Below are 26,864 nucleotides of genomic sequence, written 5' to 3'. Positions count from 1 at the left end.
AGATTTGGAATAGAGGAGGCGCTCGCTTGAATCATTTGCGAGAAGGGTTAGCAGTCGAATATTTGTTTGATGGAGGCTCGGAGGATACGAGCGGACAAGGTCAACATGGTCGGATAGAAGGCGCTGCTTTAACCGTGAATCGGTTCGGCGAAGCTGACCGTGCGTATGCTTTCTCAGGTCAAGGGGATCATATCGTGCTCGATCCGCCGGCTGCGCTCAATCCGGAAGCATTCTCCGTTTCTGTCTGGGTGAAATATGATCAGAACGCTGCACGCAAGGGTTGGAGTAATGCGATTATTTCACAAGACGACCATGGTCTTGAGGCAGATAAATCGCGGCGAGTGTTTCAGTTGAGTACCAAAGGCGATCGATTGGTATGGCACCGAATGGGCAGAGGACGTGATGCATTCGGCAAATATCCGATTCAAGTAGGCGTATGGTATCACGTAGTTGCCTGCTTCGATGGCTGCGAGCATAAGCTGTACGTGAATGGTGAGTTGAATGACAGCCAAGCGGGTACATTCAAGCCGAATGCCGATGAGCCAATCTATATCGGGAAGAAAAACTCGAATGAGCCGCGCTTCTGGTTCAATGGAGCAATAGACGATATTCGAATCTATAATCGGGCACTGCTCGAACAAGAAATATCGGAGCTGTATGCCGAGCATGGCTATGAGGGCGATCCGAACCTTATCCCTGTTCCACAAGGGGCGCCGCGCAAGAAATGGTCAGCGAGAAAGAAGGGGGCTGTTCGGAAGTTGCTCGAACGCCAAGCCTTCAACTGGAATGACTGCTATAACTCGCTTGCCTTAGCGGTGTACGGTGCTATGCAATATTCGAACAAGTCAATTAGCCTGCCGCAGGCATTGGTCTATACCGGACAAGCTTTTGTTATAAACACAGACGAGAAGCAGATCGTGCCGATGAATGTATTCGGAGACGGAAGTCTGCTTCGTGCAGCGCTCGACAATCTCGGCTACGACATGGACGTGCTTGCGGGAAACATCTATGGCGGAGACTGGACGGACAATACGATCGAAACTGCGCTGCTGATGGTCGGAGAAAGCATCCAGCGCGGCTGCGCCGCTATCGGCTGGAACCTCGACAACTATGAGCACGGCCTGATTTATGGCTTCGACGACAAGCGTCAGATCTTGAACATTCATGATATTAATGCGCGTGAGGGCGACGAGCTCGCTTACGATGATTTTGGGAAGCGGCCTTTGAATGGAGAACCTATCAATCCTGAGATGTTCGTGCTTGTCTTGAAGGATAGGGAGGAAAGGCCGCATCTTAGTGCCACGCGATATACCGAGGAAGAGGATGTCAGCTACCGTCGAACCTTATGTACGGCATTATCGTTAGCCATCCGGCACATCAAGAACGAGGGTATGGAAGACTCCTCGCGCTGCAATGGCATTGCCGCCATTGACGCATGGATCGAGGCATTCGAATCAGGATCGGCAAGGCCGTTCGATACGAGCTATAACCTGCTGTGGATCACGTCGTCGAGGCAGTACCTCGCGCCGTTCTTCATGCAATCGGCGATAACGCATTGCATGTCGATTCAGGACATCACCCTTCAGCAATTCATGCTGAAGGCGGCAGAGGTGTATATGTCCAGCTACCGGGCATGGGTGGGTCTGCGAGAGCTGTTCCCGTTCCCGCATGGGGCGGATACGACGAATCCACAATTGAAGGCGCAAGCCATTCGGCTGCTGCATGACGCGAGGGAAGCCGAGGTGTCAGGACTGGCTGTCCTGCATGAGATCGTGAATCACCTTTCAAGTGCAGCCCAGTCACAGTCGGAACAAAATGTGCTAGTTTGATCAAATAGGTAGGCGACAGAGGAGGGCGATCCATATGCGGATCGCTCTCCTTTTTCGCAACAACAGTATCTCCTTACGCAATCGGCGTCCCGTTGCTCACCGGCATATCTGGGCGCAGGAGCACAACATCGCCTTCTTCCGGAACGCCGCCGAGGACGAGCACCTCAGACTTGAAGCCGGCAATGCGTCTTACCGGAAAATTGACGACAGCGGCCACTTGCGTGCCAATTAACTGCTCGGGCGTATATCTTCGCGTGATTTGGGCGGATGACTGCTTGATGCCAAGTTCGCCAAAATCAATCGTCAGCTTAATCGCTGGCTTGCGTGCTTCAGGGAAAGACTCCGCCGCGATGACGGTGCCGATACGAATGTCGAGGTTCATGAACTCCTCAATCGTTGCCATGTTGAGTCACTCCATTTCTGCTTATTCCCCTATAACCTTACTATACCGCTTGTACATGGAGAAGAGAAAAAAGATCGGTGCAGCTAAAGAATACAGGACTAAGAAGTTTTTAAATATTCCTTTACAGGAATATTCTTTATGGGGTATATTATAGCCACAGGAAGTTAATCCTCACAGATGAAGGGGATGATTGCACGAACGATTCTTAGTATAACGAGGTGAACAGCATGTCAGACGGAAATCCAGGGATCGATATGGCAGCGCTCAGCGCCTTGGCTGAGCCGAATCGGATGCAGATCGTGGAGCTGCTGCGCGAGGGTCCTCTGACAGTAGGGGAAATTGCCGAACGGTTAGGGCTGCGCCAGCCCCAAGCTTCGAAGCACTTGAAGGTGCTCAGCGATAGCGGGGTGGTAGAGGTGAAGGCGGATGCGAATCGTCGGATTTACAAGCTGCGATCAGAGCCGTTCCTAACGTTTCAATCGTGGGTGAAATCGTTCCGTCACGTATGGGAAGAGCGTTTCGATAACTTAGACAACTACTTGCGAGAACTGCAGAGCAAGGATAACCAATAAATAGAGCCTAGGGAGGCAATTGCAATGACTAATCAAACTATTGTTTCTACGGTAGAAAATGATCGCGTGCTGGTGCTGGAGCGGGAGTTCGACGCGCCGCGTGAGCTCGTGTTCCGAATGTTCAAGGAAGCGGAGCATCTGAAGCATTGGTGGGGACCGAGAGGCTGGGAACTGCCGATTTGCACGATTGATTTTCGTCCGGGCGGCGTATGGCATTACTGTATGAAGTGCGTCGATAAGAACCAAGGCGATTTCTTCGGTATGGAGTCCTGGGGCAAAGGCGTGTACGGCGAAATCGTTGAGCCGGAGAAAATCGTGTACACGGACTACTTCTCGGATGCGGAGGGCAATGTAAACGAGTCGCTGCCTTCAACTGAAATTACGCTCGAATTCATCGATCTTGGCGGTCGCACGAAGCTTATTAACCGCGCGGTATATGGTTCGGCAGAAGCGCTGCAAACGGTGCTCGATATGGGCATGCTGCAAGGCATTACGGAAACGTGGAACCGATTGAGCGAACGTTTGGATTCGCTGAAATAATTAGCATCAAACCAATAAAACCTACAATATTAAGGAGTGTATCGAACAATGATCAATAAAGTCGGTCAAATTATGCTGTATGTCAATAACCAAGACGCTTGCCGCGATTTCTGGACGGAGAAAGCTGGTTTCGAGGTGGTATCCGAAGTCAACATGGGCGAGATGCGTTGGATCGAGATTGCACCGAAGGGGGCTGCAACCACGATCATTCTTCATAACAAGGAAGCCGTTGCGAAGATGAACCCGGGCATGAACCTCGGAACGCCGTCCCTCATGTTCTTCACGGACAGCTTCGATAACCTGTACAGCGATTTGAAGAATAAGAACGTGAAGGTTGGCGACATCGTTAATCTTCCATCAGGCCGCGTGTTCAACTTCGCAGACGACGAAGAGAACTACTTCGCTGTGATGGAAAGTAAGTAACGCTATGACGATCAACGCAGAGGGCAAGGATTTAGTCATTACGCGTGTGCTTCAAGCGCCGCGCGAGCTTGTGTTTAAAGTTTGGTCCGAGGCCGAGCATCTGAAGCACTGGTGGGGACCCAAAGGGTTCGAGATCCATGTGAAGGGGATGGATTTCCGTCCGGGCGGTTATTTTCACTACAGCATGAATGCGCCTGACGGCACGCAAATGTGGGGAAAGTTTGTGTACCAGGAAATCCACGCTCCCGAGAAGATTGTTTGGCATAATTGCTTCTCGAATGAGGCAGGCGATATCGTCCGCTCGCCATTCAGCGAGTTGATTCCGTTGGCGATCCGCAACGAGGTCATCTTCACGGACAATTCTGACGGTACAACCAACATGACCCTTCGCAGCCAACCGTTCAACGCCTCCGATGAGGAGCGAAGCTTCTTCGAGGGCATGTTTGATTCGATGCAGCAGGGCTTCGGAGGTACGTTCGATCAACTGGAGCAATATTTGGCTGAGAACGATAAATAAGCGAGTGCGAAGTGATTCGTTAGAGGCATTATCATGAGGCATGTCCCCTTACACGGGGAGCCCGTGGTGATGCTTTTTTCTTGTGTGCAAGCTCCAGCATGTAAGGGGCCTGACTAATGTCTCTTACTTAGTGCATGGTCAGCCTCTTGATACGTCCATTCGCCAGTGCGGTGAACATAGCATGATGAAGTTGTTGTGCAAGCGCTAGGGAACGCTCATAATAAACGCGCGCTTCGTTTTCCTCTTTTCTGGCTAAGCAAACATCGCCGACACCTAAGAGGGCAGAAGCGAGGGCTCCTTTTGACCCCAATTGTTCAGAAATGGAGACGGCTTCTCTTGCATGGTGGAAGGCCGTTTCTACGTTTCCTTTCTTTAGGTAGATATCACAAACCAACCGATGATCTAAAGGCAGGTAAGATTTTAACCCGCATTCTTCGCGATTAGACAAGGCTTGAAGAGCATAGACGAGTGCCTGATCCAAATCACCGTTTGAAATAGAAACAACGGCCAAATGACGCAATGGCTCGGTTCGTTCATATCGGTGTCCGTGCAGTTCTGCTACCTTAAGAGAAGCTGCATGTTGCTCTAGCGCCTGATCTAGGTCCTGCAAACGCTCGTATATTTGGCCGATATAGAAGCGCGACTCGCTAATTCCTCTCGTATCTTGAATATCCTCCCGAATTTTAAGAGCCTTGTGCTGCAAACCGAGAATGATAGCCAACGATTCCGAAGCTTCCAACGACTGCCCCTTGTTCAACATCTCAAAATAGCGTCCCTGCCCAAGCAAACTTAATGTATCGGCAAGACTGTGCAACTCGGACTCGGACTCAGCCAGCTCCTTTGCTTGCTGCAAAATAGAGAACATAAATTCTGAATGTTCATTCGTTAGAAGGTAATCCTCTACGAGGACTCTCGCATATTGAAGATATGATTTAAGACGATCGAGGGGACGCACTTCGTTTGTCTCCGACAATTGCAGGCAAACACGAGCTATACGATGTGCTTCTTCCGTTTCTCCTTTCAGGTGGTGTGCTGCGGTGATGTCGCAGAGTGCGAGTATCGCAGTCGCGTAATTGTGAGACAGAGTTTCGGGATGTTCCGGTAAAGACATTTCAAAGTGCTCCTTCCTGTTTATACAATTCATATATACAATAAATACTACGAACGGTTAGCCCGACAAGCAATGAACAAATTTACCATAATGTTGAATATCGAACGATATGAGAAAACGGTTGTATATGCTTAGGAGGAAGTCGATGAATGACTTGGAGAAAGGAAAGGACCGGCAAGTTCAGCGTACGCGTCAGCTGCTCCAACAGGCATTCATTGAAGTTGTTCGGGAAAAAGGTTTCGAGGCGACGCGCATTCAAAATATCACCGATCGGGCAAACGTAAACCGGGGAACTTTTTATTTTCACTATGCCGATAAATACGCCCTATTGGATGCAGTAGTTCGAAGTCATTTCGGACGGCAGCTCGCGGAAGTCCTTCCCGCTGAGCCTAGATGGGATCGATACACGTTAAGGTTGCTTGTCTTGGCCGTATTAGAACGATTCGAGAGCAAGTATCAACACAGGCACCCATCCTCCCGTATCCCGTCAACCCTCCTCGAAGGTTCGGTTCAAGATGAAATGACTCTTCTCCTAATAACCTGGTTAAAAAGACGCGAACATGCTCAGGACTCTGACATGTTGGAGACGTCGGCCCGCGTAATCAGCTGGGCGATATTCGGGACAGCCTTACAATGGAGTCAAGAACCGTTAACCATTTCAAGAGAACGGATGGCAGATACGATTTGTTCTATTATTGCAGAAGGAGATTCTTGGCTTTAAAACTTTCCGATATGGAAGCTCCTTCATTGATCGAGAGGCCGAAGAGGAAACCGGATATAAGGTAGACAAAATACAAAAAATCGGCGGCACTTCGAAGTGCTGGAATATCCCTTGAGCAGGCGCTCGAGATGATTAAAACAGGAGAGATCAAAGACGGAAAAAACCGCGCTTCAGGTATACGAGGCGGGCCATATGCCTGTGTTAGGCGAGTGGTATGCACTTCCACTCATAAGGAAGGCCGGGTCGCTGAATATTGGAGACGATATTTTCAATCACATTTTTCACCCATCCTCTATTCGACTCTTGAAGCATTGCGATGCGGTTCTGCGGATCGGAGGACCTTCCCAAGGCGCTGATGAAATGGTGAGAGTCGCGCAAGGAATGGGGAAGATCGTCTATAGCAAGCTAAAGGATATTCCTCGAATCGTATAGGAGCGTCTGTAGAATGGAAGATAACGAATATTGGACGACAGGACAGATCACGAAATAGGGTTCTCAAACATGACGGCTTGTTCTATACCTCTACGATGAGCAAGGCCCACCTTCAGGAAATGGAGCAGCTCGCGAGGGATTTCGCCCCGGATCTGCGTGTGCTGGACGATGTAATGGAGAGGTTCCATCTGGACAACGGAACGGAGATCCTGTCGCCTCACTTCTCGGTTATCGATCTGCTTCGGTATGAGGTATATTACGATGGATTCCGGGTTTTCCGATCTAGGAAGATAAGTTTATGATTAGGTGAATGAAACGGACTAGCGTTATTTCGAACGCTAGTCCGTTTCTGTTTGTTCATTATTCTCTTTTTTGAGCTGCTTTCGCTCGACATGGGCCTTTCCCCATTGATGTAAGGTTTCCAGAATCGGGGACAGGCTCATGCCGTATTCCGTGATGGAGTATTCCACTTTCGGCGGGATCTGCGGATAAATAACTCGTTGAACGAGCTCTTCCTCCTCCAATTCGCGCAGATGGAGCGTAAGCATCCTTTGCGTGATATCGGGTATCAATCTTCTTAGCTCATTGAACCGCAGAGGATTACCTTGAAGCAAATGATAAAGGATAATCGGCTTCCACTTGCCGACGATCGAATCCAGCGCCGCAACGAATTGACATTGGACAGGGCTCTTTTGCATACGTTGGCCTCCCGTTACAGTACCTTTTTTAATACTATACCACATTATTGTGCCTACTTTAAATAAGTAAGTTCATAATATATGATCAGTTTAGAAAGTGAACTTAATCGAATTACAGAAAGGAAGTTTTGATTTATGGCAACTGTACTGTACATCACCGCACATCCCCTTGATCCTCAGGAATCGTTTAGCCTCGCGGTAGGTAAAGAATTTATTGAAGCGTACCGCGAAGCTAATCCAACAGATGAAGTTGTTCATTTGGATCTGTACAAAGAGAACATTCCGCCATTCGATGCAGATGTTTTGCGTGGTTGGGAAAAGCTGCGGTCGGGTTCGTCTTTCGATCAACTGTCCGAAGCCGAGCAATCAAAAGTAGCTCGTCTTGACGCAATTGTCGATCAATACGTGGCTGCCGATAAGTACGTGTATGTTTCCCCCATGTGGAATTTCTCGGTCCCGCCGGTTTTGAAAGCATACACGGATGCGACTTCAATTCCAGGCAAGACGTTCAAGTATACGAAGGATGGTCCGATAGGTCTGTTGTCCGGCAAGAAAGCCTTGCACATTCAAGCTAGCGGTTCTGTTTATTCGGAAGGTCCTCTTGCTGAAATAGAAATGGGCTACAGCTATCTGAGAAAGATTTTGCAGTTCTATGGGATTCAATCTTTGGAGGCTATTTTTGCTGAAGGAACGGCATCTTCAGAGCGAGCTCCAGCCATTAAAGAAAAAGCAATTGCGCATGCTAAAGAAGCTGCCACGCGTTTCTAATAAGGAGGGGTTACCATTCTTGGACTCCCAAAAGTGAAGTAATGTTTTAAAGCTGATTAGGCTGAGGGCGCTCAAAAGAGCGCCCTGTTCTGTTTTAGACAATACTTGCAATTACGACTAGCGTAGGGGGCTGTATCCTGTGATACAATTTTTTTGAAGAAAAAACTAGCGGTGCTGCGCCGGCGGGGAGTAAAGAAAGGGGTCATTCATTATGAAGAAAGCAGTCATTTTCGGAGCAAGCGGGTTTGTTGGATCAAATCTCTTAGACGAGTTGCTCAACCATTCCTCTTATGAACAAGTAACGGTCATAGTCCGGAAACCTTTGTCTATCCAGCATCCGAAGCTAACCATGCTGGTAGGGGATTATTATGCTTTGCCTGATTTGAAAGATCAGATAGCGGCGGATGATGTGTTCATTGCGTTAGGAGGAACTACGCCAAAGATTGATCTAGCCTATCCCGTTCTGGCTGCCCAAACCGCCAAAGAAAAGGGAGCCAAGTCAGTATGTGTGATTACCGCGGTCGGCGCTAGCCTTCGTTCGCGTTTGTCCTATTTAAGAGTCAAGGGCGAAATAGAGCAGAAGTTGATTGCGTTGGATTTTGAACATACGCATATCTTTCGTCCTTGCATGATCATGGGAAAGCGAAAGGGAGTTCGTCTGATAGAAAAAACGATTTTGACGATCTGGCAGTTGTTAAACCCATTGTTCGTGGCGGGAATGAGCCGCTACAAAGGTATGGATGCCAGAAACATCGCTCGAGCAATGCGCAATGCCGTAAATCATCAATCCGACAAAGTCATGATTTATCATTGGAAAGAAATGAACGGTCTATTGCAAATTCCGGCTCGTTAATCTTATCGAGAGGCTGGAAGGCTCAAATGAAGATGGTTTTGCAAGTTATGATAAGGAAATAGGCAAATCAATTAAAGTCTGGGGGAAGAATCATGGTGAAAGTTTTTAAGAATGAGATTCGAAAAACTCAAGTGCTGGACTCCTATAATCGGATCCTTGAAAAGTGGTCCGTAGATTTTCAAGAACACGATGTTATTGGAAGGTTTGGAACGACCCACTGTATAACTTCAGGAAGTAGGGAGAATCCGCCCCTTCTTTTATTTCATGGAGTTGGAGATAACTCTGCCATCATGTGGATCTTAAATATGAAGGAGTTATCTAGGTCTTTTTATTGCATAGCCGTTGATACTTTGGGTGGGCCTGGAAAAAGTATTCCAAACGTAAATTACAAGAAGAAATCATTTAACCAAGTTGAATGGATTAATGAAATTGTTAATCATTTTAAAATTAATAATTTTAATATCGCGGGCGTATCTAATGGTGCATATATGGCTTACAACTTTACGACCGTTAATAGTGAAAGGGTTAATAAAGTGGTTTGTATGGAGGGTGGAATGGTTACCAAACCCCTCAAAACTATGATACAGACCCTGCTATTGATGTTTCCTGAAATACTGATTCCAACGCATCAAAACCTATTAAAAGTCATTAAGAAGCTAAGTTCGCCTAACTCCGATGTTTTTCAAAAACACCCCTCACTTGCGGAACACTTAGTTCTTTTAATGAAAAATCATAATCAACAAGCGATGTTTGCTCACAAAATCGAGAAGTATGATAGTGAAAAAGCAGCCTCTGTAAGAGATAAACTGTACTTCCTCATAGGAGAACATGGAATTAATCACAAGAAGGATTTCATCATGATTCTGGACAACGGCGGCTTTCAATACAAAGTGATACCTAACGCAGGGCATGGCATCAACCATGAACAGCCGGATGTCATTAATAATGAAATTGTTCAGTTTCTGCTAAAATAAAATTGCTTGATCATAGCTTGCCTTGAGCCGCACCATAAGTACACATAAAGCTCATCTCAAAGAGAAGCATCAAGAACAATTCCATGTCCTTGACGCTTCTGTGGTCTGATAGCTTCGGTTATTTGTTTCCTTTGCGCACCTTTAACAGCTTGCCTTTAATCGTCGTATCCTGCATCAATGCAAGCACAAGCGGACCTTTGCCGTTAAGAATCTCAACATCGGTTACATGATCGAGAATCGTAATAATGCCGATATCGTCCGCGGACACGCCATCAAGCTTAGCGATCGTTCCGACAAAGTCTACGGCTCTAAATTTCTTCTTCTTGCCGCCGTTGAAGTTGAGCTTCATAATCTGCTTATTTAATTGCTCGCGTTTATCTTTCTTCAACTCAGGCACGATGTTTAATTTGCGCTCGAATGCCTCTCTGCGCTGATCAACAGCCTCTTCAGCGGGAGCCTTGACTCTCGGAATGGCAAAACCAATATATGCTTCAATATCGGCTAATCGATGTCCGTCCTTGGATGTAACGAGGGTAATCGCTTTGCCCGTCTTGCCAGCGCGTCCCGTACGTCCTGTGCGATGCACATAGCTTTCCTTCTCAAGAGGAATATCATAGTTAATGACATGGGTGATATTCGTGATATCAATACCCCGTGCGGCAACATCTGTCGCTATCAAGTAACGGAATTGCCCTCTTCTGAAAGCATTCATCACCTCGAACCGTTCTTCCTGCTCCAGACCGCCATGAATACGATCACACGGATAGTCGAGATCAGCCATTGCCCGGAAGAGTTTATCGACATGCTCCTGCGTACGGCAGAAAATAATGCAGCTGTCCGGATTCTCAACGATGAGTACATCTTGCAGCACAGCGAGCTTGTCCGCTTCCGTCACCTGAATGAGGGAGTGTTCGATCGTTGCTGTCGTCAAGCCGCTCGCTTTGATTTCGATTTCAACAGGATGGTCCATATACTTACGTGAAAGCTTGGCCACATCCTCAGGAAACGTAGCGGAGAATAACATGGTAACTCTCTCGCCAGGCAATGCTTGAATGATCGATTGCACTTGCTCGATAAAGCCCATATTCAGCATCTCATCGGCTTCGTCAATAACGAGATAGGCAATCCGATTCAACGGCAGCGTGCCTCGCTCAATATGGTCTAACACACGGCCCGGCGTACCTACGACCACATGCGTTCTCTGCTTTAACTCCGCTTTTTGCATATGAAAAGGATGTCTGCCGAAGAGAGGCGTCGCCTTGATTCGCTTGTAGCGGCCAATATTCATGATGTCTTCGTTGACCTGCAGGGCGAGCTCACGGGTTGGCGTAAGAATTAAAGCCTGCGGTTTATTCTCGTTCCAGTCGACTAGCTCGCAGAGCGGAATCCCATAAGCGGCTGTTTTGCCGCTGCCGGTCTGCGATTTGACAACGAGATCCTTCTTCCCGAGCGCAACAGGAATAACTTCCGTCTGAACCTCTGTTGGCGTCTCATAGCCTAAGCTGCTTAGAGCCCTTACGATCTCTTCGCTTAGTTGATAATCTGTGAAATGCTTCGTACTCATTTCTAACCTCATCTACACGATATTTGAATGGTATACCTACCCATTATTCATTACCTATTATACTCTGTATCCTTCCGGATTGTAGTATTGGGCCTCACTTGGTAAAGTAAGTCATGGGAGGCGATTCAAAGTGATGCAGAATGAAGAGAAAGTGTATAATACGGCGGTTGAAGCGACGCTCGAAGTGATCGGAGGCAAATGGAAGCCGGTCATTCTGTTCCATCTGACATTCGGCAAGAAACGCAACGGTGAACTCATGCACCTGATTCCGACGATGTCGCAAAAGGTGCTGACTCAGCAGTTGTCCGAATTGACGAGGGATGGAATCGTGAACCGTATCGCCTATAACCAAGTGCCTCCGAAAGTGGAATACGAGTTGACGGAGTATGGGTGGAGCTTGAAAGAGATCCTTCATCTGATGTGCAGATGGGGAGATGTTCATGTTGATAAAGTATATGGCGAGAGAGGCAAGATCCTCTTTGAGCCGCCGCCGTTATCCAATTAAACCATTAAGGAATGACTTTGCGGCGGCGCAAGTCTTGGAATATGTCGATAAACATGTTCTCTGTATCGATAAAATGATGGAATCCGAATCGACGGGCTTTCGTCCCATCCGCGAAGAAGTCATAATCCCATGAAAATACGAAATCCCCGAAACGCCAAGACGACACGTCTGCGTAACTATTGTTCTCCAAACCATAGTTCTCAACCATGCTATTCCAGAGCGGTTCTTTATCCGCCATGACGACATCTAATGACATTTGTAATGGAGGGGCGGTCTCAAGCCCGAAGAACGCGCCGATCTTCGGCCACAGCTCGTTCCAGCGGAAGAGGTCGCCATTGGTGATGTTAAATGCCTGATTGGCACAACGTTCATCGGTAGCTGCCCAGACCGTCGCCTGCGCGAGCAGGTTGGCGTCGGTCATCTCCAGCAAGCTGTTGTAAGCCCCTGGCTTTCCTGGGAAACGAAGCGGCAAGCCCAGTTCCTTCGATATGGAAGCATAGATGGCGATAACCATCGCCAAGTTCATCGGATTGCCTAATGCAAAACCGCAGACGACGGAAGGGCGAAGGGCAGACCACGTCCAGCTGCTGCCCGGCTGGCGTCTTTCGAGAAATTGCTGCTGATCGATGTTGAATTCGGGCGGCATATGATGAGCGTCTGTTTCTCGTGCGGGCGTCTTGAAGGGACCCAGATGCGCGCCATACACCTTATAGCCTTGCATTAGACTAATATGCTGCAGATTCACAGCGATGGGCTCGATTGCATCGACGACGTTCACAAGCATAGCCAGGTTGGGGGCGACGAGCTCAGCCCATGTAGGACGATCCTGATAAGCTGCGTAGAAAATATGGGTAACGGTCGTTAAATGACTTAGCTTCGCTCGGGTATCTTCTCTATTAAGCAAATCCACTGTCAAATAACGTATTCGGCTCGTGTCTTCTCCTCCGCGCCGTGAGACCCCGATAATTCCCCATTCTTCGAGCGTCGACAGATGCTCGATTAGATTCCGTCCGATTACCCCGTTGGCTCCAATGACAAGTGCTGTTTTGCGTGCTTGATTTTCATTTCGATTCATCCTGCATTCCTCCTCTTCTTCTTGTTCCTAATTGTGCAGCAGGGAAGAGGAGCTGAGAAGTACGCACTTTGAAGTCATATAAGCACCTTGAGGTAACGATGGAGCAGGCAGTTGCTGTTGTACCCACGTAATTACTCCATAACAAGTCCGCCGGTAACCGGCGTGTAGGTTCCCGTCAGGAAGCCAGCGCTATCGCTTGCGAGGAATGAAATAACTCCCGCCACATCTTCCGGCCCGGCGATCCGGCCCAGCGGCGTAAAGCTGCCGATCACGCGGCCTTCCTCCTCTGAGATCCCACATGACGCATCGGCTCTAACGAAGCCGGGAGCGACGATGTTTGCCGTAATGCCATAAGGACCAAACTCCTGCGCAATATAGCGTGCAAACGTATCGAGCCCGCCTTTGGCCGTACCGAATGCGATATATTGAGGGGTAGGATCTTTGCCCTCTGTGCTGGAAAGGTAGATGATCCTACCGAAATGCTGTGCCTGCATGGTAGGGATGACGGCCTTCGTTGACTCGAATGCCGCCTTCAATTCATCTGTCAGCCGCTGTTCGAAATGTTCCCAAGCGAGCTCCGCGAAGGTCGCTGCTTTAGCGCCGTGCGTCGAGTGGCAGACGAGAACATCGATTCGACCGAACGCGTTCTTTGCGGTATCCACGAGCAGTTCCATTTGTTCCCTGCTGCGAGCATCCGCCGGAATTGCAAGTGCCTCGCCGCCTGCGGCAGCAATCTCGGAGACGATGGCTTGGAGGGTCCGTTCATTCCCGGCGTCGGTGACAACAACCTTGGCACCCAATGAAGCCAATTGTATACTTGCTGCCCTCCCAATCCCCTGAGCGGCCCCGGTTACAATGGCAACTTTTCCATGCAAAGACATCATAAGCAATCCGCCTTCCCTGAACTTACTCTGTATCCAATCCGCCATATTGCCTTGCAATATCTAACGCAGTTGTCTTCACTTTCGCAGCCAGATCGGCAGGCTCAAGCACCATGACATCGGCCATATAGTGGAGCACCATCCGTATCAACCAACGTTCGCTTGAATAGGTCGTTCGCACAATGAGCTGTCCATCCGGCAGCCGTTCAATATCTTTATGGTCAAAATGGTCCATGACGTTCACGGCAGCGGATGCTTTAAATCGAAGAACGACTGAGAACTCCTCGTTCCGCTCGGGTGTCATCCACCTGTCATTCAGCTGCGCAAGCGACTCCGCACGACGAATGAAAGTCTCGGACCGTATATTCAATTCCCGTATACGTGTCAGCTTGAAAATCCGATAATCGTCACGTAAGCGGCAATAGCCGTGTAGGTACCAGGCATAGTTCTTGAGCACGAGCGCCATCGGCTCTACCTCTCGTTCTTGTTCATCGCCTGTTCGGCTCGTGTAGTTGAATCGGATGAGCTTGTGTTCATTTACAGCTTGACGAAGGGCATCGTACCGGGTTTGATCTTCCTCGCTATTCTTCCAAGGGGTGAAATCAACATGAATGCGGTGCCCTTCTCCTGCTCGTCCTTGCTCAGCTTGCGCGACCATCGCGCCAACTTTGCTGAGGAGGAGATCCATATTTGAAGAATCATAAGCTTTCGTAGACTCAAGTCCACGAAGTGCAGTGGAGAGAGCGGTCAGCTCGTCGAAGGACAACAACTGACGGTCCAGCCGGAAGCTGTCCATAATCTCATAACCGCCCTCCATGCCGGTATAGGAGACGATGGGAATGCCTGCTTGACCAAGCGAATCGAGATCGCGATAAATGGTGCGCAGAGATACTTCAAGCTGATCTGCCAATTCCTGCGCCTGCACCCGTTTGCGATTGAGCAGCAATATCGTAATGGTCATTAATCGTTCAAGCTTCATGTTCATGTCTCCTAGCTCGGCATGCCGCGGCTCGCCGTTATATGATTTAATGTGCGGTTGCTACTTCCTCGCCTTCGACAACGGGTTCCATTTTATCCTTCGTCATCAGGAAGGCTGCCATCAGCGCCAGAACAGCAGGGATAAGGCTCCAAGCAAACGTTGCTTCAATCGATCCCGACAGCCCAGCCGTAACGGTATCCAGAAGCTGAGGATCGATAGACTGACGGAACGCTGGGTTCAGCAGCGAATGAGGATCGCTTAAGTTCAAGTCGGCCGGTACGGCTATGTCGCCTTTGCCGAGCGATTCGGTAAGCTTCGAGAGCATGCTGTGGCTTTGGATAATGCCGAAGATCGTAATGCCAAGCGCCATGCCAAGCGAACGGTTGAAATTGAGCGTCGAGTTCGCTGCTCCGCGTTGTGCCGGAGGGAACGAATGAAGCACAGAAGTGCTTAATACCGAGAAGGAAGCGCCGATTCCAAGTCCGATTAGAACCATAATTCCCGTAATCGAAAGACGAGAAGATTCTACCGTAATCTGCGAGAGAAGGGCAAGACCTGTCAGCAGCGTTGCCAGCGTCCCGATCATAATGGTCCGATATTGCAGCTTCGTCATCAGAAACCCGCCAAGCGTCGCGGTAATGACCGAACCGAACATCATCGGCAATAAGGTCAACCCTGAATTGGAGGCGGAGCCGCCAAACACGCCTTGCACGTAGATCGGAATAAAGATCGCCGCTGTCATGTATGCCGCACCGCTCAGCATAGCGACAAGGTTACTCGTCGTGTACAATCTGCTGCGGAACAAGCCGAATGAGATGATCGGTTCGGAAGCCCTTTTTTCGACCACGACAAGCAAGAAAGCTAGCACCACGAATCCGGCGAACAACCCGAGAATTTGCGGCGAATCCCAGGCGTACGTTTTGCCGCCCAGTTCAAGCGCGAATATAAAGCAAATAACAGCACCTACGAGAAGAATAGAACCCGCCCAGTCGATTTGCTGCCGCGAATGCGCAGCCGACTCCTTATAGAACAAGACAATCATCAGCAAAGCAATGCAGCCTAACGGCAGGTTGATGTAGAAGATCCAATGCCAGTTAATATGATCGGTTATATACCCGCCTAGAAGTGGGCCAACTACGCTCGACAAACCGAACACGGCTCCAAATGCCCCCATCATTTTCCCGCGATCCTTCGGCGACACGACATCGAATAGAATCGTGAATGCAATGGAAACCATTGCTCCGGCTCCGACCCCTTGCACAGCTCTGAAGATGCTTAACTCGACGATCGATTGCGCGAATCCGCATAATGCGGAACCGATCATAAACATGATGATGCCGAAGACGAAGAAGCGTTTGCGCCCATACATATCGGACAGCTTGCCGAAGATCGGCATGCAGGCCATCTCTGCCACCATATAAGCTGTAGTAACCCAAACGAACTTGTCGAGTCCGCCCATCTCTCCGACGATCGTCCCCATTGCAGTCGACACAATCGTGTTGTCCATGGACGCCATCAGTATCGCAAGCAGCAGTCCCCCAACGATCGCTGGTAATTTGTTAGTCATATCATTTCCATTCCCTTCTTGTACCTGAATTGATTGCTGAACAATCATCTGAGACCATCATAAGGTTTCGTTGTTGACAGCTGTGTGTCAGGGAAGAATGGGGGGATGGATTTTTTTTTGAAAGGATTTGTTAACGCTTAGTGTTGCTTTACCTGTTAAGGTAACAGGCAGTTTTGTGCGGGTGACTTACATAACTTTACATCAACACTTTACTGCGATAATATATTAGAGAATTAAAGCAATAAAGGATATAGTCTTAATTGAATTCATTCGTCTATCAATACCAGAAGGCAATACCTCAGTTAAGAAGGGAGTTTGTTAGGGTGCGAGAGGCATTGATTAGCAGAAAAACAAATGAAACAGCTATTAAACTGGAGCTAAATCTCGATGAATACAGCGAAGGCAGCATCAACACGGGAATCGGATTTTTTAACCACATGCTCACGCTGTTTGCTTTCAGGGCAGGCATAAAACTAAATGTGGATTGCAAAGGTGATTTAGAGATCGATGGGCATCACACGGTTGAGGACATTGGAATATGCTTAGGGCAAGCAATCAAAAAAGCTGTAGGGGATAAAAGAGGCATTAACCGTTATGGCAGTTCGCGTATACCTATGGATGAGAGCTTGGCATTAGTAGATTTGAGTATATCTAATCGTTCTTTCTTAGTGTTTAACGTAGAGATGCCGTCAACACGAGTAGGCGAGTACGAAACGGAATTTACCGAAGAGTTTTTTCACGCTGTAGCGAATAATAGCGGGATAACCATACACATTAATTTGGAATACGGCAACAATACACACCATATCAATGAGGCAATTTTCGTGGCGTTCGGCGATGCGTTGAAGAAAGCAATCAGCATAACAAGCGATGTTATTCCGTCTACGAAGGGTACGTTATCATTATGAAAATACGATGATGAATGCCAAGTACGACAAAAGAAGTCGATCCATTCGTTGATCGACTTCTTTTTATTTTATTGCGCGGTCAAAATTTGTGGACCTTCAGCCGTGATAGTTCAATCGTGAACACCATACCTTCCTTGATACGGAGGCCTTTCTAACGCGCATCAACTTCTCGGGCGTCGGCGAGACCTGTCCGAATGCATAACGCCAAGCCATTCGTGATGACTCGGGTATCTTTTCACTGGAAAACCATTAGAAAAAATTGATGACTAGACTATAACAGGTAAAGGCAATCGCCTCTACCTGAATCATTGAGCTATGCTCATTTTCCGTACTTCTCCCAATATTGATCTAGGGAGAGTTGCAGCTCTGCGGCAAGATTACCGCCTTCTTTTGCCTTTTGTTCAGCATCCATAATTGCTACTGCGAGCGGTCCACTCAAGCCACGATTGCTCCCGCCTATACCCAATTCCGGGAACCACTCCATTTGAGCGTACCAGCGCTCCCGCGAATCGCTTTTCCCGCTTGCATTTTTTACAATATAGACCCTGTGTAGTTTTTGTGATTGATCTCGATAATCATAGAAATAGTAGCCTTGATCTGATAGCTCCTTTGTTATGTCCAATGTGTTTCCATTTACAGTCAACAGTAGCTCACTGTCTTTTTCTTTTACAAGCCATTCACTTTGATTACCCGTGATCCCTACAGTGATTTTGTTATCATCAGTTTTTTCAACAAGGGTAGAGTTGCCATCGGCCCAAAAGATCCGAATCACTTCTTCTTTAATGGCGATCATGATTTGGTTATTTGTAGCGGCATAAACGGATGTTGATAGCACAAGCGCAAGGAGACATACAGCTATTGAAGTTATAATCCTGCGACCACGTACCTGGGCAGGTCGAGTGCGCTGTTTATTTAATTGTTCTTGGATTCCTTGTAACATTTTATTTTTTTGAGTCTCACTCGGCGTTAATGTCTCAATGGCATCATTTATTTGGTAATGTGGCATATTGATCCTCCAAATTAAGTTTTAGCCGTTTTCGCCCCGTGGCCAAATGAGTTTGTATAGTGCTTTCCTTTCGTCCTAGCATGGTAGCGATTTCTCTGACATTGAAGTCTTCATAGTAATAAAGGTATAGTACGGTTTTGTACTTTTCTGGGAGCAAAAGCAGGTTATCTAGCACATTGGAAGTTGTCTCTACTGCAACTCGAAATTTAAGTTCCGGCAGTGTCTCAAGTCTAACACGGCGAGATCTCCACCAGCTCTTCAATATATCCTTACAATGATTTCTTGTTGCGACAATGAGCCAACTCTTAACATGCTCATAATCAGAGAACGACTTTTCACGACTAATTAGTTTAAAAAATATGGATTGAACGGCATCTTCTGTATCTTCGACATTACGTAAATACATGAAACAAAGTCGATAGACCGTATTCACGTAGCGGCGATAGATCTCTTCCCATTCGTAATGGGGCATTTCATCCATTTCTTCACCTCCGTTTATAAACACGAATAACCACATCGGAATATCCTAATATTTGAAAATTATTTTGACGTGTTTACTTCATCTAGAATCTCACCGACCAGACAAATGCGAAAATGGTGCTGGTCCTTCAGTAGAGTCTGCACTTGGCACACCTTTGGAAATTGCACAGCGCCATAGTTTCCCTGAAAACCAACAAAATGCTGAAGAGATTGAAAAATTACTTAAATCTACTTGGTGGACAGGCTAAATCATGAAGTGCGTTTTAATTTGCAGACGGCAAGGATAAGCAGTTAGTATAGCTCAAAAATCGTGTAAAGTTTGGAAGTGTTAAATCTGGAAAAGAACCATTTGTCACATCATTCACTAATAGCCGTTCAGTCCATTGTCTCTGCAATAAATTACCACATGATAGATAAATATCCTATAGTAGTGTCCTTGGATGGGGGAAGCGGGGCAGGCAAATCTACACTTGCTGCTAATCATGAATGTAGAGCTGAAGCGCAAGTTACAGTACTAGTGGAAATGAAATGAAAAAGGCAAGCCCCGATAAATATCGGAAGCTTGCCTTTCGTAATGGTTGAGCAATTAATTCACCGTGAAATTGTCGATGTTAATGCGGCTGCTGGACGTGCCGGCTACGACGACCTTGAATCGTACAGCTACCGTCGAATTGACGGTAATGGTCTGCTCGGTCAGCGTTGTTGTCGCAGTTGCTGCAGTCGTAACATCGGTCCAGGTCGAGCCTGCATTGGTCGACTTCTGCAATTTCCAAGTCGCGCCCGTATCGGTGCTGAAGTTGGCAACACTCAGCTTAACGGTTGTCGCTGTTGCGACGTCGAAGTTCATGTAGATGGAACCAGCTGATTTAATGCGTGCGGATTGCGTTCCAACCTTCTTGTCGGTGCTCAAGTCGCCGATCAGGGCGTTGTCGAATGTCCAGGAGCCGGAGCTGAGCGTAACGCTCGCAGCTGTATATGCAGCTTTCGTGCCAGTCTCAAAGGTTTCATTTATCGTTGTGGATGGGGTCGTCGCAGTGCAAGAGTCGCCGCCATAAGAGCCCGTCTTGAACGTGCAGCGATCCCACCATTTGTAGCCAGCCGCTGGTGTTGCCCATGGTTCGGATTGCGGTTCTGTCGAAGCAGCCGGATCTTCCATTGCAAGCAGGGAGGTTGCTGTATCCAGCGTCAGGCCGCTTACTTGGCTTAAAGAAGTGTAAGATTCTTGCGTGGACAACCAGTTGGCGAGATTGACGAGCAGCGTACCATCATTTTGCTCCTTGAAGCCGTCGTAAGTCGTCTTCGTGGAGCCGTCTTCTTCACGTTTATACTTCGGCGTAGCGTCTTCAACAGGGGAAGAGTCTCCGATGAAAGCTGCTTTGCCGAGGCCAACCTTCGCAACGGCGACGAACGGTCCTTCACTTACGCCGCCGCCTGCATAGACGCCTTGGTCAACGGCACTCGACCATTTGGTCGTCGTGGAAGGAAGGTAGACGATTCCTTTTGCTTTGGTCGGATCCATAATGGCAAGCGTAGAGCCAGCATGCATAGCAACTGTCGATACACCTTGCGTAATGCCGAATGCTTGCGAAGAGGAAACAATATTGTTCGCTGTTACATCGCCGATGGCGTTATAGCGGAACCGAACGCCGAAGTTCGTACCGAGCCAATCCGAGCTGACGACACCTTGCATAGCGTCTGAATTGGCTTCTTCTGTGCTCATCCCTTTGGCAGGGTTTGTCCATGCTCCACGGCGGTATCCATTGAATACTTCCGAAGCATCCCAACGATTCTTATTCCGGTCCGCATTGTAATGGTCACCGATGAAGAAGATGCTGCCGCCGTTCTGAACGTATTGCAGCATCGCGGCTTGCTCGGACGACTTATAAGGAATGTTTGCTTCGCCAATGATGAGGACGTTGTATCCGGACAGATCGCTTAGCGTGATCGGAGTCGTTTTGCGCAGCTCTTTGACATAATACCCTTGTCCAGCCAAAGCTGTCGCGTAGTCGGAGAAACCGCCGTCGATGACCCAGTCTGCAGAACCAGCCGTTTGACCATGCGTATTGTCGAACAAAATTTTCTTCCCATTGGCTGTTACAGTCGGCTGCAAGACAGGAGCAGTATCGGCAGGCCCTTCGCCAAATACAGACCCCGGAATACTGAAGATACTAACAAGAATCGAACACGCTAATAGATAAGTGCCTACAGTACGGGTCCACACGAATTTGCGCTTGTTCATTAATTTCTCTCCTCCAATAATAAGATTGATTAGCTTTCCGAACATACCTCTCCTCTCCTTAATGTTCCTCCTAACTTGTCTGAATGATTGTGGTTACTTGCCTATTAGAACAGAACATTATTATGGAATCGTCATGGCATCCCGAAGGATTTGTAAATATGTAGGAAAAAGTAGTATTGCTCTTTTTATGGATGAGTAAGGGAAAGGTGGTTCCAAACGTGTCGCGGAGCTGCTGGAGCGCTGTCTAAATTCACATCTGCTGTTGAAACCTGCAAATATGCAGGAATGACAGAGCGGTTGCGTACTAGTTGGAATAAACCTGCGAATGTGCAGGTATTTCGACCAAAGATAGAGTGTTGTAGTCTATTACGCTTTGAAACCTGCATATTTTGCAGGCTTAGGTTCGTTCAGTTTCATTTTCACTCGAAAAAGATGCATAATCGCAGGTATTCCTGCGTTTCTACGGAATATCTCCCTCCGAATGGGAAACTATCCATAAGACATCTCTCTCGGCAAAAAGGACTTCAAGTTTCACTGTACAGTGGAACTTGAAGTCCTTTCGTTTCCTTCTTACAAACCTTCAATCAGCGATTGGATCGAGCTGTCGCTCTCCAGCGCGCGAATAATGAGCGTCACGGCTTCTGCACGAGTAGTCGTACCGTTTGGTGCGAATTCGGAGGAGGACACGCCTTGTACCAGGTTAGCCGAAGAAGCTTGTTTAATTGCATTCGATGCCCAGTTGCTGCTGCTTACGTCCGTGAAGTTGGTTGGTTCGCCAGCTGCCAACACGTCAAGATTCATCAAACGGGAGATGATGACGACCATTTCGGCACGGGAGATCGGTGCATTCGGCTTAAAGCTGCCATCTTGATAACCCGTAATGATGCCTTTTGCAGCCAGCGTGCCGATGTAGCCCGCAGCCCAGTTCGAGCTTGTATCGTTGAAGTTAGCAGAAGCTGCATCTGGCGAAAGTGCGAACGCACGAGCGATCAGTGCAGCGAACTCTGCTCTTGAGACAGCTGCATTTGGTTTAAACGTATTGTTGTCGTAGCCTGTAACGATGCCCAATTTGACGGCTTTCTGAATGAAACTGCTGCCCCAATGGTTGCCGACGTCGCTGAACGATACATTAGCGCTGCTCGCAGCGGAAGCGGCGTCAGTTACTGCTTTCACAACTGCATCACGGTCCACTACATTGGACTGGAACGGATTCACAGTTGGTTCTGGTTGCTGAGTATCGTCAGTTCCTTGGTTGTCCGTGTTCGTGCCAGTAGATGTATCAGTGCCAGTACCTTGCTCAGTGCCCGTCTCCGTACTTGTATTGGTTTCGGAGCTAGAGCCGGAGCCTGTACTCGGAGTAACGACAGTACTTGTTGTTGGACGTGTGATGTTCAGAACAATTTTGTCGGATTGATAGATAACATTAGCTTTATACGAGCTTGGCAGACCATCCACCTGTACCGAGGAGAATGTTCCTGTGCGTACATTTGCAGCATGTTTGATCAGCGTAATAACACCCGTACCTGGCGCGTAGCCATTCGTGAAGGAAACATGCAGCTTGCCGTTTACTTGAACTGCGCCGCTCGTCTCGAGAACATCGTTTGCACTCGCCACATTCAGCTCCAGCGTACCGTTAGCAGCTTGGGTTAAATCGCCGCCGATTGTCACCTTACCGATAACATCCTCCGTAAGCGTACCACCGTTATTCACGACGTCACCACTGCCGAAAGCTGTAGCGGTTTTGCCTTCAAGCGTACCACCATTCAGCTCCGTACCGCCGGCATACGTATTGCTGCCAGTGAGCGTAAGCGTACCTGTGCCTTCCTTCGTCAGCTTGCCTGTACCTGCGATATTGTTCTTCCAGCTGTCATTGGCATAGAAGCCGCCTTTGCTTGCGTCCATCGTGACGGTTACGTCGTTGTTGAAGGCGCCATAGCCGTCTGCAGCGACGAACAGATTCAAGCGTCCCCAGCCTTCTGGATCGTCCAGCAGTGGATACCCGGATGGGAGACCAGTCGTTGCGAGTACTTCGCGGCGCTGCTCATTGCTCAAGTAAGGCTGACGAGTTTCGAGCAGCACTTCAGCGCCCTTCGGAACGACTACCGGTTCCGTTGTGGAGGCAATTGGCGTGAAGCCATAAGTTAAGCGATCGGTGAAGTCCTTTTTATTTTGCTCATAATTGCTAAAGCGATCTACTGCCGTGCCTGTGCTCGTCAACAGCACCTCATGTGCTTGGTCATATGCAGCTTGCTTCAGAGCAGCATTATCTGGATCAGCCAGTGTAGCAGCTGCCAGTGCTGTTGCCATCACACGTCCACCCATGACATCGAGCGGTGAATGCATGCCGGCTACGATCCGGTTGTTGCCAATGTCGGAAGCGCGCGTCAGCATTTCTTGGAAACGCTCAGGCACAGCATACGCTAGAGCGAACGAAGCGAGGTACGAAGCATTCGTATGACCGCTTGGGAAGCCGCCGTCCGTTTCCGGTGTAGTCGTATTTCTTGCAGAAACTAGCGTTGGCACAATGACTGACGTATCCACCCAGCGCCATGGGCGCTTATAGCTGAAGAAGTTTTTAGCAGGTGTAGTCGAAGCATAGTTGCCGCGCAGCGTGCCGATCAAGTCGACCATTTTGCCGAGCTCAGAATCGGAGCTGCCGCCTTTATTGGTACCGTTCGTGTCATCGTATTTCACGGTCGCAGCATCATCAGGAATGCTTGTAATGCTAGTTGTCGTGCCGGATTTCTCACGGTATACGTCTGCGAGCGAGCCAAGGCCGTCCACAGCGCTGTACGTTTGGTTGCGGCGATCATCATAATAAGCAGCGTCTTCCATTTCCTTCGTACGGGTCTGGGCCAGATTCGCTACATATTGAATATTGTAGTCCAACACTTCGCTGTTCAGCTTGGTGCCGTTATCCCACGAAGTACCTGGCGTCCACAGCTTCAGAAACTGAGACAATACGCCGATCGTCGGATTGGACTCGACTGTTTTATTCGAAGAGATGTTGTTCTTATAGTTGTCGACGAAATGTCCCCATGCTGGAGCTTCAGGCAGTGGAACGGTAGTACTGTCTGCTGCGGAGGCCGTGAGGCTGCCAGCTACCGGATTGATCAGCAGCAGCGTACCCATTGTAGCGGTTAACAGCTTGTTTTTGTTTTTGATTTTCAAGACGAATCTACTCCCTTATCTCGTATGGTTTCCGGCTGATCTCTCCGTGATGGTGTGTACGGTCAATGCTTGTCCAGCACTGCCGTGCCTTACGTGGCCGGTTGATCGGTCTCAATGTAGCATCGGGCCGCTGCGAGCAGCAATATAACAATTTCCCCTTTCTATCAGTTTGGGAGGAATGGGGGGATGATTTAACATTCACCTAATATAACGGGGGCATTCGTTTACATTCGACAAATAAAAATGCCGGATAATTGAGATCAGTGATCGAAACCATGATCGAACAACAACAAGAGAGAGGGGAAGCAACAAGATGCGGAAGTGGAATTCTGTCTTTGCCAATCTGGCTATTTCTTATATGTCCATTGTGCTCGTCATCGTGCTGCTGCTCTGTTCAACCTTCTATATTTATTTCTCAGGAAATTATAAGGACGAGCTGCGCGACCGAAATCAGCTGATTTTGAACAATACGGTCCAGACGATCGAGACCACGGTGCTGCAGAGAGCCCAGCAGATTTATTTGGATATTTCCCTCAATAAAAATGTAAATGTACGATTGTTCGCAGACTCCACGTATCAGAGCAACCATAGCAAGGCGATCGACCTGCAAGAGCTGCTCAAATCGGAGGTCATCAGCAATTCGGATATTGTGCAAGCCGTGCATCTCTATTATCCGAAGAACAATATGCTGCTCTCGTCGCTCTACGGGCTGAGGCTGAATGCCGATCAAGATCGCAGCATGACCTATCTGGCGGATTGGATTCAGGGGATGCAGCGCAATCAAACGAGCAGCTACTGGACGCCGACTCGATTTGTTCCGCAAGATATTTACGCCAGCCTTTCTGATGATGGAAGCAATGCCTTAATCACTTACGCACACAGTTATCCTTTTCAAACCTCAGGCGAGGATAGCGATGTCATCATTGCGGTCGATGTGAAGGAAAGTGCGATCCGCGAAATCATACAGAATATGATGCCCTCCCAATATGAAGGAACGTTTATTCTGGACCGATCGGGCAGCACCATATCCGATGCGGATGCAAGTAAGCTGGGCCAGCAAGGCGGGTTTGGCGACAGCGCACTGAAGGAGGAAGCGGGGAGCGATAGCGGAACGATTGACCAGGACTCCCATGTCGTCTCCTATCAGGTGATTCCGTCGACCGGATGGGTCATGTACAGCGTGGTGCTTTCCAGCTCCTTTTATGAAAAATCGATCTTCGTCCAGAAGCTGATTCTAGGCATCTGTCTGCTCGTCATCTTGATCGGCATCGTGTTATCCGGCATTCTCGCTAGGGCGAATTCCAATCCCATCAAGCGGTTGGCGGCTAAGATTCGAGGCTTATTGGATCATGCGCCTGAACACGGCACCAATGAGTACAGCCTCATCGATACGGCTTTCGTTAAGTTGAAAGATAAGGTCGATAGTTTAGAAGAAACACTGGAGGCCAATAGTGCGGTCATTAAACATAATGTGGTTCAGAACCTATTAAACAGCTGCTACACCTTAGAGGAATGGCAGGAAGAGCAACCGTTCCTAGGTTTTACGACGGAATATCATCATTACAGCTGCTTGGTTCTCGACTCGAGCGAAGCGCTCGGTCGGTTAGATTCAAGAAATATGCAATACGCGGTGTACCGGATCATTAATCAGCTGGAAACAGCGGCCCTGCCGGATAGTCGGATCATAGCCGAAGCGTTGCCGGACAAGAAGGTTGTCGTCATCGTGTGTACGAATGAAGCGAGCGGCGAACTATTGGAGCAAATCTCGCAATTCGTTATATCGGAAGGGAAAGAGCAGTTCCAATTGGATGTCCAGATCTCATGGGGATGCTGGGTACCGGAGATGACCGATGTTCATAGGAGCTATAGCGAGGCTCAGACCAAAATGAAATACGCTTATTTCCTGCCGGATACCGCTATACTGAACGATCGCAGGCTGCTGGACCGTGAGAATAGCATGGAGGAAATTCCGCAGGCGATTGTGGCAAAGTTCAGAGATAAACTGCAAGCTCGACAGCCACAGGAGCTCGAGATGGCTGTGGAACAGATGGTCTTGTTGATGCAGGAAGGTATGTATTCCGCGGATCACTGCCGTTTTATTCTCGGGAATATCGTGTTCCTCTATTCGGATTATTTGAAGAGCGTTCAATATAAGCATCCTGAGCAGGATAATCGTGAGCTGCACAACCAGTTTGTACAGCTGCGAAGTATTCGTTCGTTCCAACAATGGCTGATTAGCTCGGCTTCTGGGCTTATCACTTACCTAGAGAAGCGGAATAGTGAGCGTGCGGTTTCCAGTATCGAAGTGGTCAAGCAGTACATTCAAGACAATCTCTCCGGGGATCTGTCGCTTGATGCGGTGTCAGCCCAAGTGTTTCTGAGTTCGAAGTATCTCAGCAAACTGTTCAAGGAAGAGATCGGTATGAATTATACCGAATACGTGACCAGTCAGCGGATGGAGAGAGCGAAGGAATTAATTGAGATGAACAACATGACGGTCGAACAAATTGCGAATACGGTCGGCTACGGGACAGCGGCTTATTTTATTAAAAAGTTTAAGGAAATGCATGGGTGTACGCCGGGGAATTACTTGCGCAACAGCGCGAAGGAAGCATAGCCGTTCGCTCGTGGTTTGAATGGAAGGAGGG

At 48.4% G+C, this 26,864-nt stretch carries 25 protein-coding genes and 1 pseudogene; 14 read left to right on the top strand and 12 right to left on the bottom strand.

Annotated elements, in window-relative coordinates:
- Positions 1–26: 26 nt before the first annotated feature.
- A complete protein-coding gene (locus tag DFQ01_RS13900; protein ID WP_174812812.1) occupies positions 27–1,829 on the top strand; it encodes a LamG domain-containing protein in 1,803 nt (600 codons plus the stop codon).
- A 73-nt stretch (positions 1,830–1,902) separates the two neighbouring features.
- On the opposite strand, the gene csaA is transcribed toward DFQ01_RS13900, so the two are convergent.
- A complete protein-coding gene (csaA, locus tag DFQ01_RS13895) occupies positions 1,903–2,232 on the bottom strand; it encodes a chaperone CsaA (RefSeq protein WP_110044489.1) in 330 nt (109 codons plus the stop codon).
- A gap of 227 nt (positions 2,233–2,459) precedes the next feature.
- Between csaA and DFQ01_RS13890 the strand changes: the two genes are divergently transcribed.
- From DFQ01_RS13890 to DFQ01_RS13875, 4 genes are read left to right on the top strand one after another with little or no spacing between them, the layout of a single operon-like run.
- Positions 2,460–2,804 (top strand): ArsR/SmtB family transcription factor, encoded by a 345-nt coding sequence (locus DFQ01_RS13890; protein ID WP_110044488.1) that lies wholly within the window; start codon positions 2,460–2,462, stop codon positions 2,802–2,804.
- A 24-nt stretch (positions 2,805–2,828) separates the two neighbouring features.
- Positions 2,829–3,344, top strand: coding sequence for an SRPBCC domain-containing protein (locus tag DFQ01_RS13885; protein ID WP_110044487.1), 516 nt, complete (start codon positions 2,829–2,831; stop codon positions 3,342–3,344).
- Between the two features lie 48 nt (positions 3,345–3,392).
- The gene (locus tag DFQ01_RS13880) at positions 3,393–3,767 is read left to right on the top strand and encodes a VOC family protein (RefSeq protein WP_110044486.1); all 375 of its coding nucleotides are present in this window, start codon (positions 3,393–3,395) and stop codon (positions 3,765–3,767) included.
- A gap of 4 nt (positions 3,768–3,771) precedes the next feature.
- Positions 3,772–4,284, top strand: coding sequence for an SRPBCC family protein (locus tag DFQ01_RS13875; protein WP_110044485.1), 513 nt, complete (start codon positions 3,772–3,774; stop codon positions 4,282–4,284).
- A gap of 127 nt (positions 4,285–4,411) precedes the next feature.
- Here the strand turns inward: DFQ01_RS13875 and DFQ01_RS13870 are convergent, their stop codons facing one another.
- Positions 4,412–5,395 carry a tetratricopeptide repeat protein gene (locus DFQ01_RS13870; protein ID WP_174812811.1) on the bottom strand — a complete coding sequence of 328 codons (984 nt, stop codon included), beginning with the start codon at positions 5,393–5,395 and terminating at the stop codon, positions 4,412–4,414.
- Between the two features lie 145 nt (positions 5,396–5,540).
- Between DFQ01_RS13870 and DFQ01_RS13865 the strand changes: the two genes are divergently transcribed.
- Complete coding sequence (locus tag DFQ01_RS13865) at positions 5,541–6,116, top strand: TetR/AcrR family transcriptional regulator (RefSeq protein ID WP_174812810.1); 576 nt, start codon at positions 5,541–5,543, stop codon at positions 6,114–6,116.
- 192 nt (positions 6,117–6,308) lie between these two features.
- Positions 6,309–6,548 (top strand): hypothetical protein, encoded by a 240-nt coding sequence (locus tag DFQ01_RS13860; RefSeq protein WP_245946674.1) that lies wholly within the window; start codon positions 6,309–6,311, stop codon positions 6,546–6,548.
- Between the two features lie 338 nt (positions 6,549–6,886).
- Here DFQ01_RS13860 and DFQ01_RS13850 read toward each other — a convergent pair whose 3' ends face one another.
- Positions 6,887–7,246: a winged helix-turn-helix transcriptional regulator gene (locus tag DFQ01_RS13850; RefSeq protein ID WP_110044481.1), complete on the bottom strand. Its 360-nt coding sequence runs from the start codon at positions 7,244–7,246 to the stop codon at positions 6,887–6,889.
- A 135-nt stretch (positions 7,247–7,381) separates the two neighbouring features.
- Between DFQ01_RS13850 and DFQ01_RS13845 the strand changes: the two genes are divergently transcribed.
- From DFQ01_RS13845 to DFQ01_RS13835, 3 genes are all read left to right on the top strand, one after another.
- Positions 7,382–8,014 carry an NAD(P)H-dependent oxidoreductase gene (locus DFQ01_RS13845; RefSeq protein ID WP_110044480.1) on the top strand — a complete coding sequence of 211 codons (633 nt, stop codon included), beginning with the start codon at positions 7,382–7,384 and terminating at the stop codon, positions 8,012–8,014.
- Positions 8,015–8,225: 211 nt separating this feature from the next.
- Positions 8,226–8,867: an NAD(P)H-binding protein gene (locus tag DFQ01_RS13840; RefSeq protein ID WP_110044479.1), complete on the top strand. Its 642-nt coding sequence runs from the start codon at positions 8,226–8,228 to the stop codon at positions 8,865–8,867.
- Positions 8,868–8,959: 92 nt separating this feature from the next.
- Positions 8,960–9,841, top strand: coding sequence for an alpha/beta fold hydrolase (locus DFQ01_RS13835; RefSeq protein ID WP_110044478.1), 882 nt, complete (start codon positions 8,960–8,962; stop codon positions 9,839–9,841).
- A 118-nt stretch (positions 9,842–9,959) separates the two neighbouring features.
- On the opposite strand, the gene DFQ01_RS13830 is transcribed toward DFQ01_RS13835, so the two are convergent.
- A complete protein-coding gene (locus tag DFQ01_RS13830; RefSeq protein ID WP_110044477.1) occupies positions 9,960–11,405 on the bottom strand; it encodes a DEAD/DEAH box helicase in 1,446 nt (481 codons plus the stop codon).
- 133 nt (positions 11,406–11,538) lie between these two features.
- Between DFQ01_RS13830 and DFQ01_RS13825 the strand changes: the two genes are divergently transcribed.
- Positions 11,539–11,910, top strand: a complete 372-nt coding sequence (locus DFQ01_RS13825; RefSeq protein ID WP_110044476.1) for a winged helix-turn-helix transcriptional regulator — start codon at positions 11,539–11,541, stop codon at positions 11,908–11,910.
- Positions 11,911–11,914: 4 nt separating this feature from the next.
- Here the strand turns inward: DFQ01_RS13825 and DFQ01_RS13820 are convergent, their stop codons facing one another.
- The 4 genes from DFQ01_RS13820 to DFQ01_RS13805 form a co-directional block, all read right to left on the bottom strand.
- A complete protein-coding gene (locus DFQ01_RS13820; RefSeq protein WP_110044475.1) occupies positions 11,915–12,985 on the bottom strand; it encodes an SDR family oxidoreductase in 1,071 nt (356 codons plus the stop codon).
- Positions 12,986–13,116: 131 nt separating this feature from the next.
- Entirely contained in the window at positions 13,117–13,869 is a 753-nt protein-coding gene (locus DFQ01_RS13815; protein ID WP_110044474.1) for an SDR family NAD(P)-dependent oxidoreductase, read from the bottom strand.
- Between the two features lie 22 nt (positions 13,870–13,891).
- Positions 13,892–14,845 carry a helix-turn-helix transcriptional regulator gene (locus DFQ01_RS13810; protein WP_110044473.1) on the bottom strand — a complete coding sequence of 318 codons (954 nt, stop codon included), beginning with the start codon at positions 14,843–14,845 and terminating at the stop codon, positions 13,892–13,894.
- A 46-nt stretch (positions 14,846–14,891) separates the two neighbouring features.
- On the bottom strand, positions 14,892–16,412 hold the full coding sequence (locus DFQ01_RS13805; protein WP_110044609.1) for an MDR family MFS transporter: 1,521 nt from the start codon (positions 16,410–16,412) through the stop codon (positions 14,892–14,894).
- Between the two features lie 323 nt (positions 16,413–16,735).
- Here DFQ01_RS13805 and hisB point away from each other — a divergent pair, with 323 nt between their 5' ends.
- Positions 16,736–17,320 carry an imidazoleglycerol-phosphate dehydratase HisB gene (gene hisB, locus DFQ01_RS13800; RefSeq protein WP_110044608.1) on the top strand — a complete coding sequence of 195 codons (585 nt, stop codon included), beginning with the start codon at positions 16,736–16,738 and terminating at the stop codon, positions 17,318–17,320.
- A gap of 319 nt (positions 17,321–17,639) precedes the next feature.
- Here the strand turns inward: hisB and DFQ01_RS13795 are convergent, their stop codons facing one another.
- Together DFQ01_RS13795 and DFQ01_RS13790 are read right to left on the bottom strand one after the other, a co-directional pair.
- Positions 17,640–18,326, bottom strand: coding sequence for a hypothetical protein (locus tag DFQ01_RS13795; RefSeq protein ID WP_110044472.1), 687 nt, complete (start codon positions 18,324–18,326; stop codon positions 17,640–17,642).
- Positions 18,304–18,807: an RNA polymerase sigma factor gene (locus tag DFQ01_RS13790; protein ID WP_110044471.1), complete on the bottom strand. Its 504-nt coding sequence runs from the start codon at positions 18,805–18,807 to the stop codon at positions 18,304–18,306. The genes DFQ01_RS13795 and DFQ01_RS13790 overlap by 23 nt, the downstream gene beginning before the upstream one ends.
- 52 nt (positions 18,808–18,859) lie before the next feature.
- On the opposite strand from DFQ01_RS13790, the gene DFQ01_RS30840 reads away from it, so the two are divergent.
- On the top strand, positions 18,860–19,054 hold the full coding sequence (locus DFQ01_RS30840) for a hypothetical protein (protein WP_146216869.1): 195 nt from the start codon (positions 18,860–18,862) through the stop codon (positions 19,052–19,054).
- 796 nt (positions 19,055–19,850) lie between these two features.
- On the opposite strand, the pseudogene DFQ01_RS13785 reads toward DFQ01_RS30840, so the two are convergent.
- Together DFQ01_RS13785 and DFQ01_RS13780 are read right to left on the bottom strand one after the other, a co-directional pair.
- A pseudogene (locus DFQ01_RS13785) lies at positions 19,851–20,985 on the bottom strand (Ig domain protein group 2 domain protein); the annotation flags it as partial.
- Between the two features lie 630 nt (positions 20,986–21,615).
- Entirely contained in the window at positions 21,616–24,177 is a 2,562-nt protein-coding gene (locus DFQ01_RS13780; RefSeq protein ID WP_110044606.1) for an S-layer homology domain-containing protein, read from the bottom strand.
- A 352-nt stretch (positions 24,178–24,529) separates the two neighbouring features.
- On the opposite strand from DFQ01_RS13780, the gene DFQ01_RS13775 reads away from it, so the two are divergent.
- Positions 24,530–26,833 (top strand): AraC family transcriptional regulator, encoded by a 2,304-nt coding sequence (locus tag DFQ01_RS13775; RefSeq protein WP_110044470.1) that lies wholly within the window; start codon positions 24,530–24,532, stop codon positions 26,831–26,833.
- Positions 26,834–26,864 lie beyond the last annotated feature (31 nt).

The sequence above is a fragment of the Paenibacillus cellulosilyticus genome (assembly GCF_003182255.1).
Taxonomy (GTDB): Bacteria; Bacillota; Bacilli; order Paenibacillales; family Paenibacillaceae; genus Paenibacillus_T; species Paenibacillus_T cellulosilyticus.
The sequence above is the reverse complement of the archived record's forward strand: the minus strand, read 5'-3'. Positions and strand labels throughout refer to the sequence as shown.

Bases quoted from the DNA above. Each gene is read 5' to 3' on its own strand.
- DFQ01_RS13820 (WP_110044475.1), bottom strand. From the start codon at position 12,985: ATGAATCGAAATGAAAATCAAGCACGCAAAACAGCACTTGTCATTGGA.
- DFQ01_RS13860 (WP_245946674.1), top strand. From the start codon at position 6,309: ATGCCTGTGTTAGGCGAGTGGTATGCACTTCCACTCATAAGGAAGGCC.
- DFQ01_RS13810 (WP_110044473.1), bottom strand. From the start codon at position 14,845: ATGAAGCTTGAACGATTAATGACCATTACGATATTGCTGCTCAATCGC.
- DFQ01_RS13885 (WP_110044487.1), top strand. From the start codon at position 2,829: ATGACTAATCAAACTATTGTTTCTACGGTAGAAAATGATCGCGTGCTG.
- DFQ01_RS13880 (WP_110044486.1), top strand. From the start codon at position 3,393: ATGATCAATAAAGTCGGTCAAATTATGCTGTATGTCAATAACCAAGAC.
- DFQ01_RS13845 (WP_110044480.1), top strand. From the start codon at position 7,382: ATGGCAACTGTACTGTACATCACCGCACATCCCCTTGATCCTCAGGAA.
- DFQ01_RS13840 (WP_110044479.1), top strand. From the start codon at position 8,226: ATGAAGAAAGCAGTCATTTTCGGAGCAAGCGGGTTTGTTGGATCAAAT.
- DFQ01_RS13850 (WP_110044481.1), bottom strand. From the start codon at position 7,246: ATGCAAAAGAGCCCTGTCCAATGTCAATTCGTTGCGGCGCTGGATTCG.
- DFQ01_RS13830 (WP_110044477.1), bottom strand. From the start codon at position 11,405: ATGAGTACGAAGCATTTCACAGATTATCAACTAAGCGAAGAGATCGTA.
- DFQ01_RS13825 (WP_110044476.1), top strand. From the start codon at position 11,539: ATGCAGAATGAAGAGAAAGTGTATAATACGGCGGTTGAAGCGACGCTC.
- DFQ01_RS13865 (WP_174812810.1), top strand. From the start codon at position 5,541: ATGAATGACTTGGAGAAAGGAAAGGACCGGCAAGTTCAGCGTACGCGT.
- DFQ01_RS13775 (WP_110044470.1), top strand. From the start codon at position 24,530: ATGCGGAAGTGGAATTCTGTCTTTGCCAATCTGGCTATTTCTTATATG.
- DFQ01_RS13875 (WP_110044485.1), top strand. From the start codon at position 3,772: ATGACGATCAACGCAGAGGGCAAGGATTTAGTCATTACGCGTGTGCTT.
- DFQ01_RS13870 (WP_174812811.1), bottom strand. From the start codon at position 5,395: ATGTCTTTACCGGAACATCCCGAAACTCTGTCTCACAATTACGCGACT.
- DFQ01_RS13835 (WP_110044478.1), top strand. From the start codon at position 8,960: ATGGTGAAAGTTTTTAAGAATGAGATTCGAAAAACTCAAGTGCTGGAC.
- DFQ01_RS13795 (WP_110044472.1), bottom strand. From the start codon at position 18,326: ATGCCACATTACCAAATAAATGATGCCATTGAGACATTAACGCCGAGT.
- DFQ01_RS13780 (WP_110044606.1), bottom strand. From the start codon at position 24,177: ATGGGTACGCTGCTGCTGATCAATCCGGTAGCTGGCAGCCTCACGGCC.
- DFQ01_RS13890 (WP_110044488.1), top strand. From the start codon at position 2,460: ATGTCAGACGGAAATCCAGGGATCGATATGGCAGCGCTCAGCGCCTTG.
- csaA (WP_110044489.1), bottom strand. From the start codon at position 2,232: ATGGCAACGATTGAGGAGTTCATGAACCTCGACATTCGTATCGGCACC.
- DFQ01_RS13790 (WP_110044471.1), bottom strand. From the start codon at position 18,807: ATGGATGAAATGCCCCATTACGAATGGGAAGAGATCTATCGCCGCTAC.
- DFQ01_RS13805 (WP_110044609.1), bottom strand. From the start codon at position 16,412: ATGACTAACAAATTACCAGCGATCGTTGGGGGACTGCTGCTTGCGATA.
- DFQ01_RS13815 (WP_110044474.1), bottom strand. From the start codon at position 13,869: ATGATGTCTTTGCATGGAAAAGTTGCCATTGTAACCGGGGCCGCTCAG.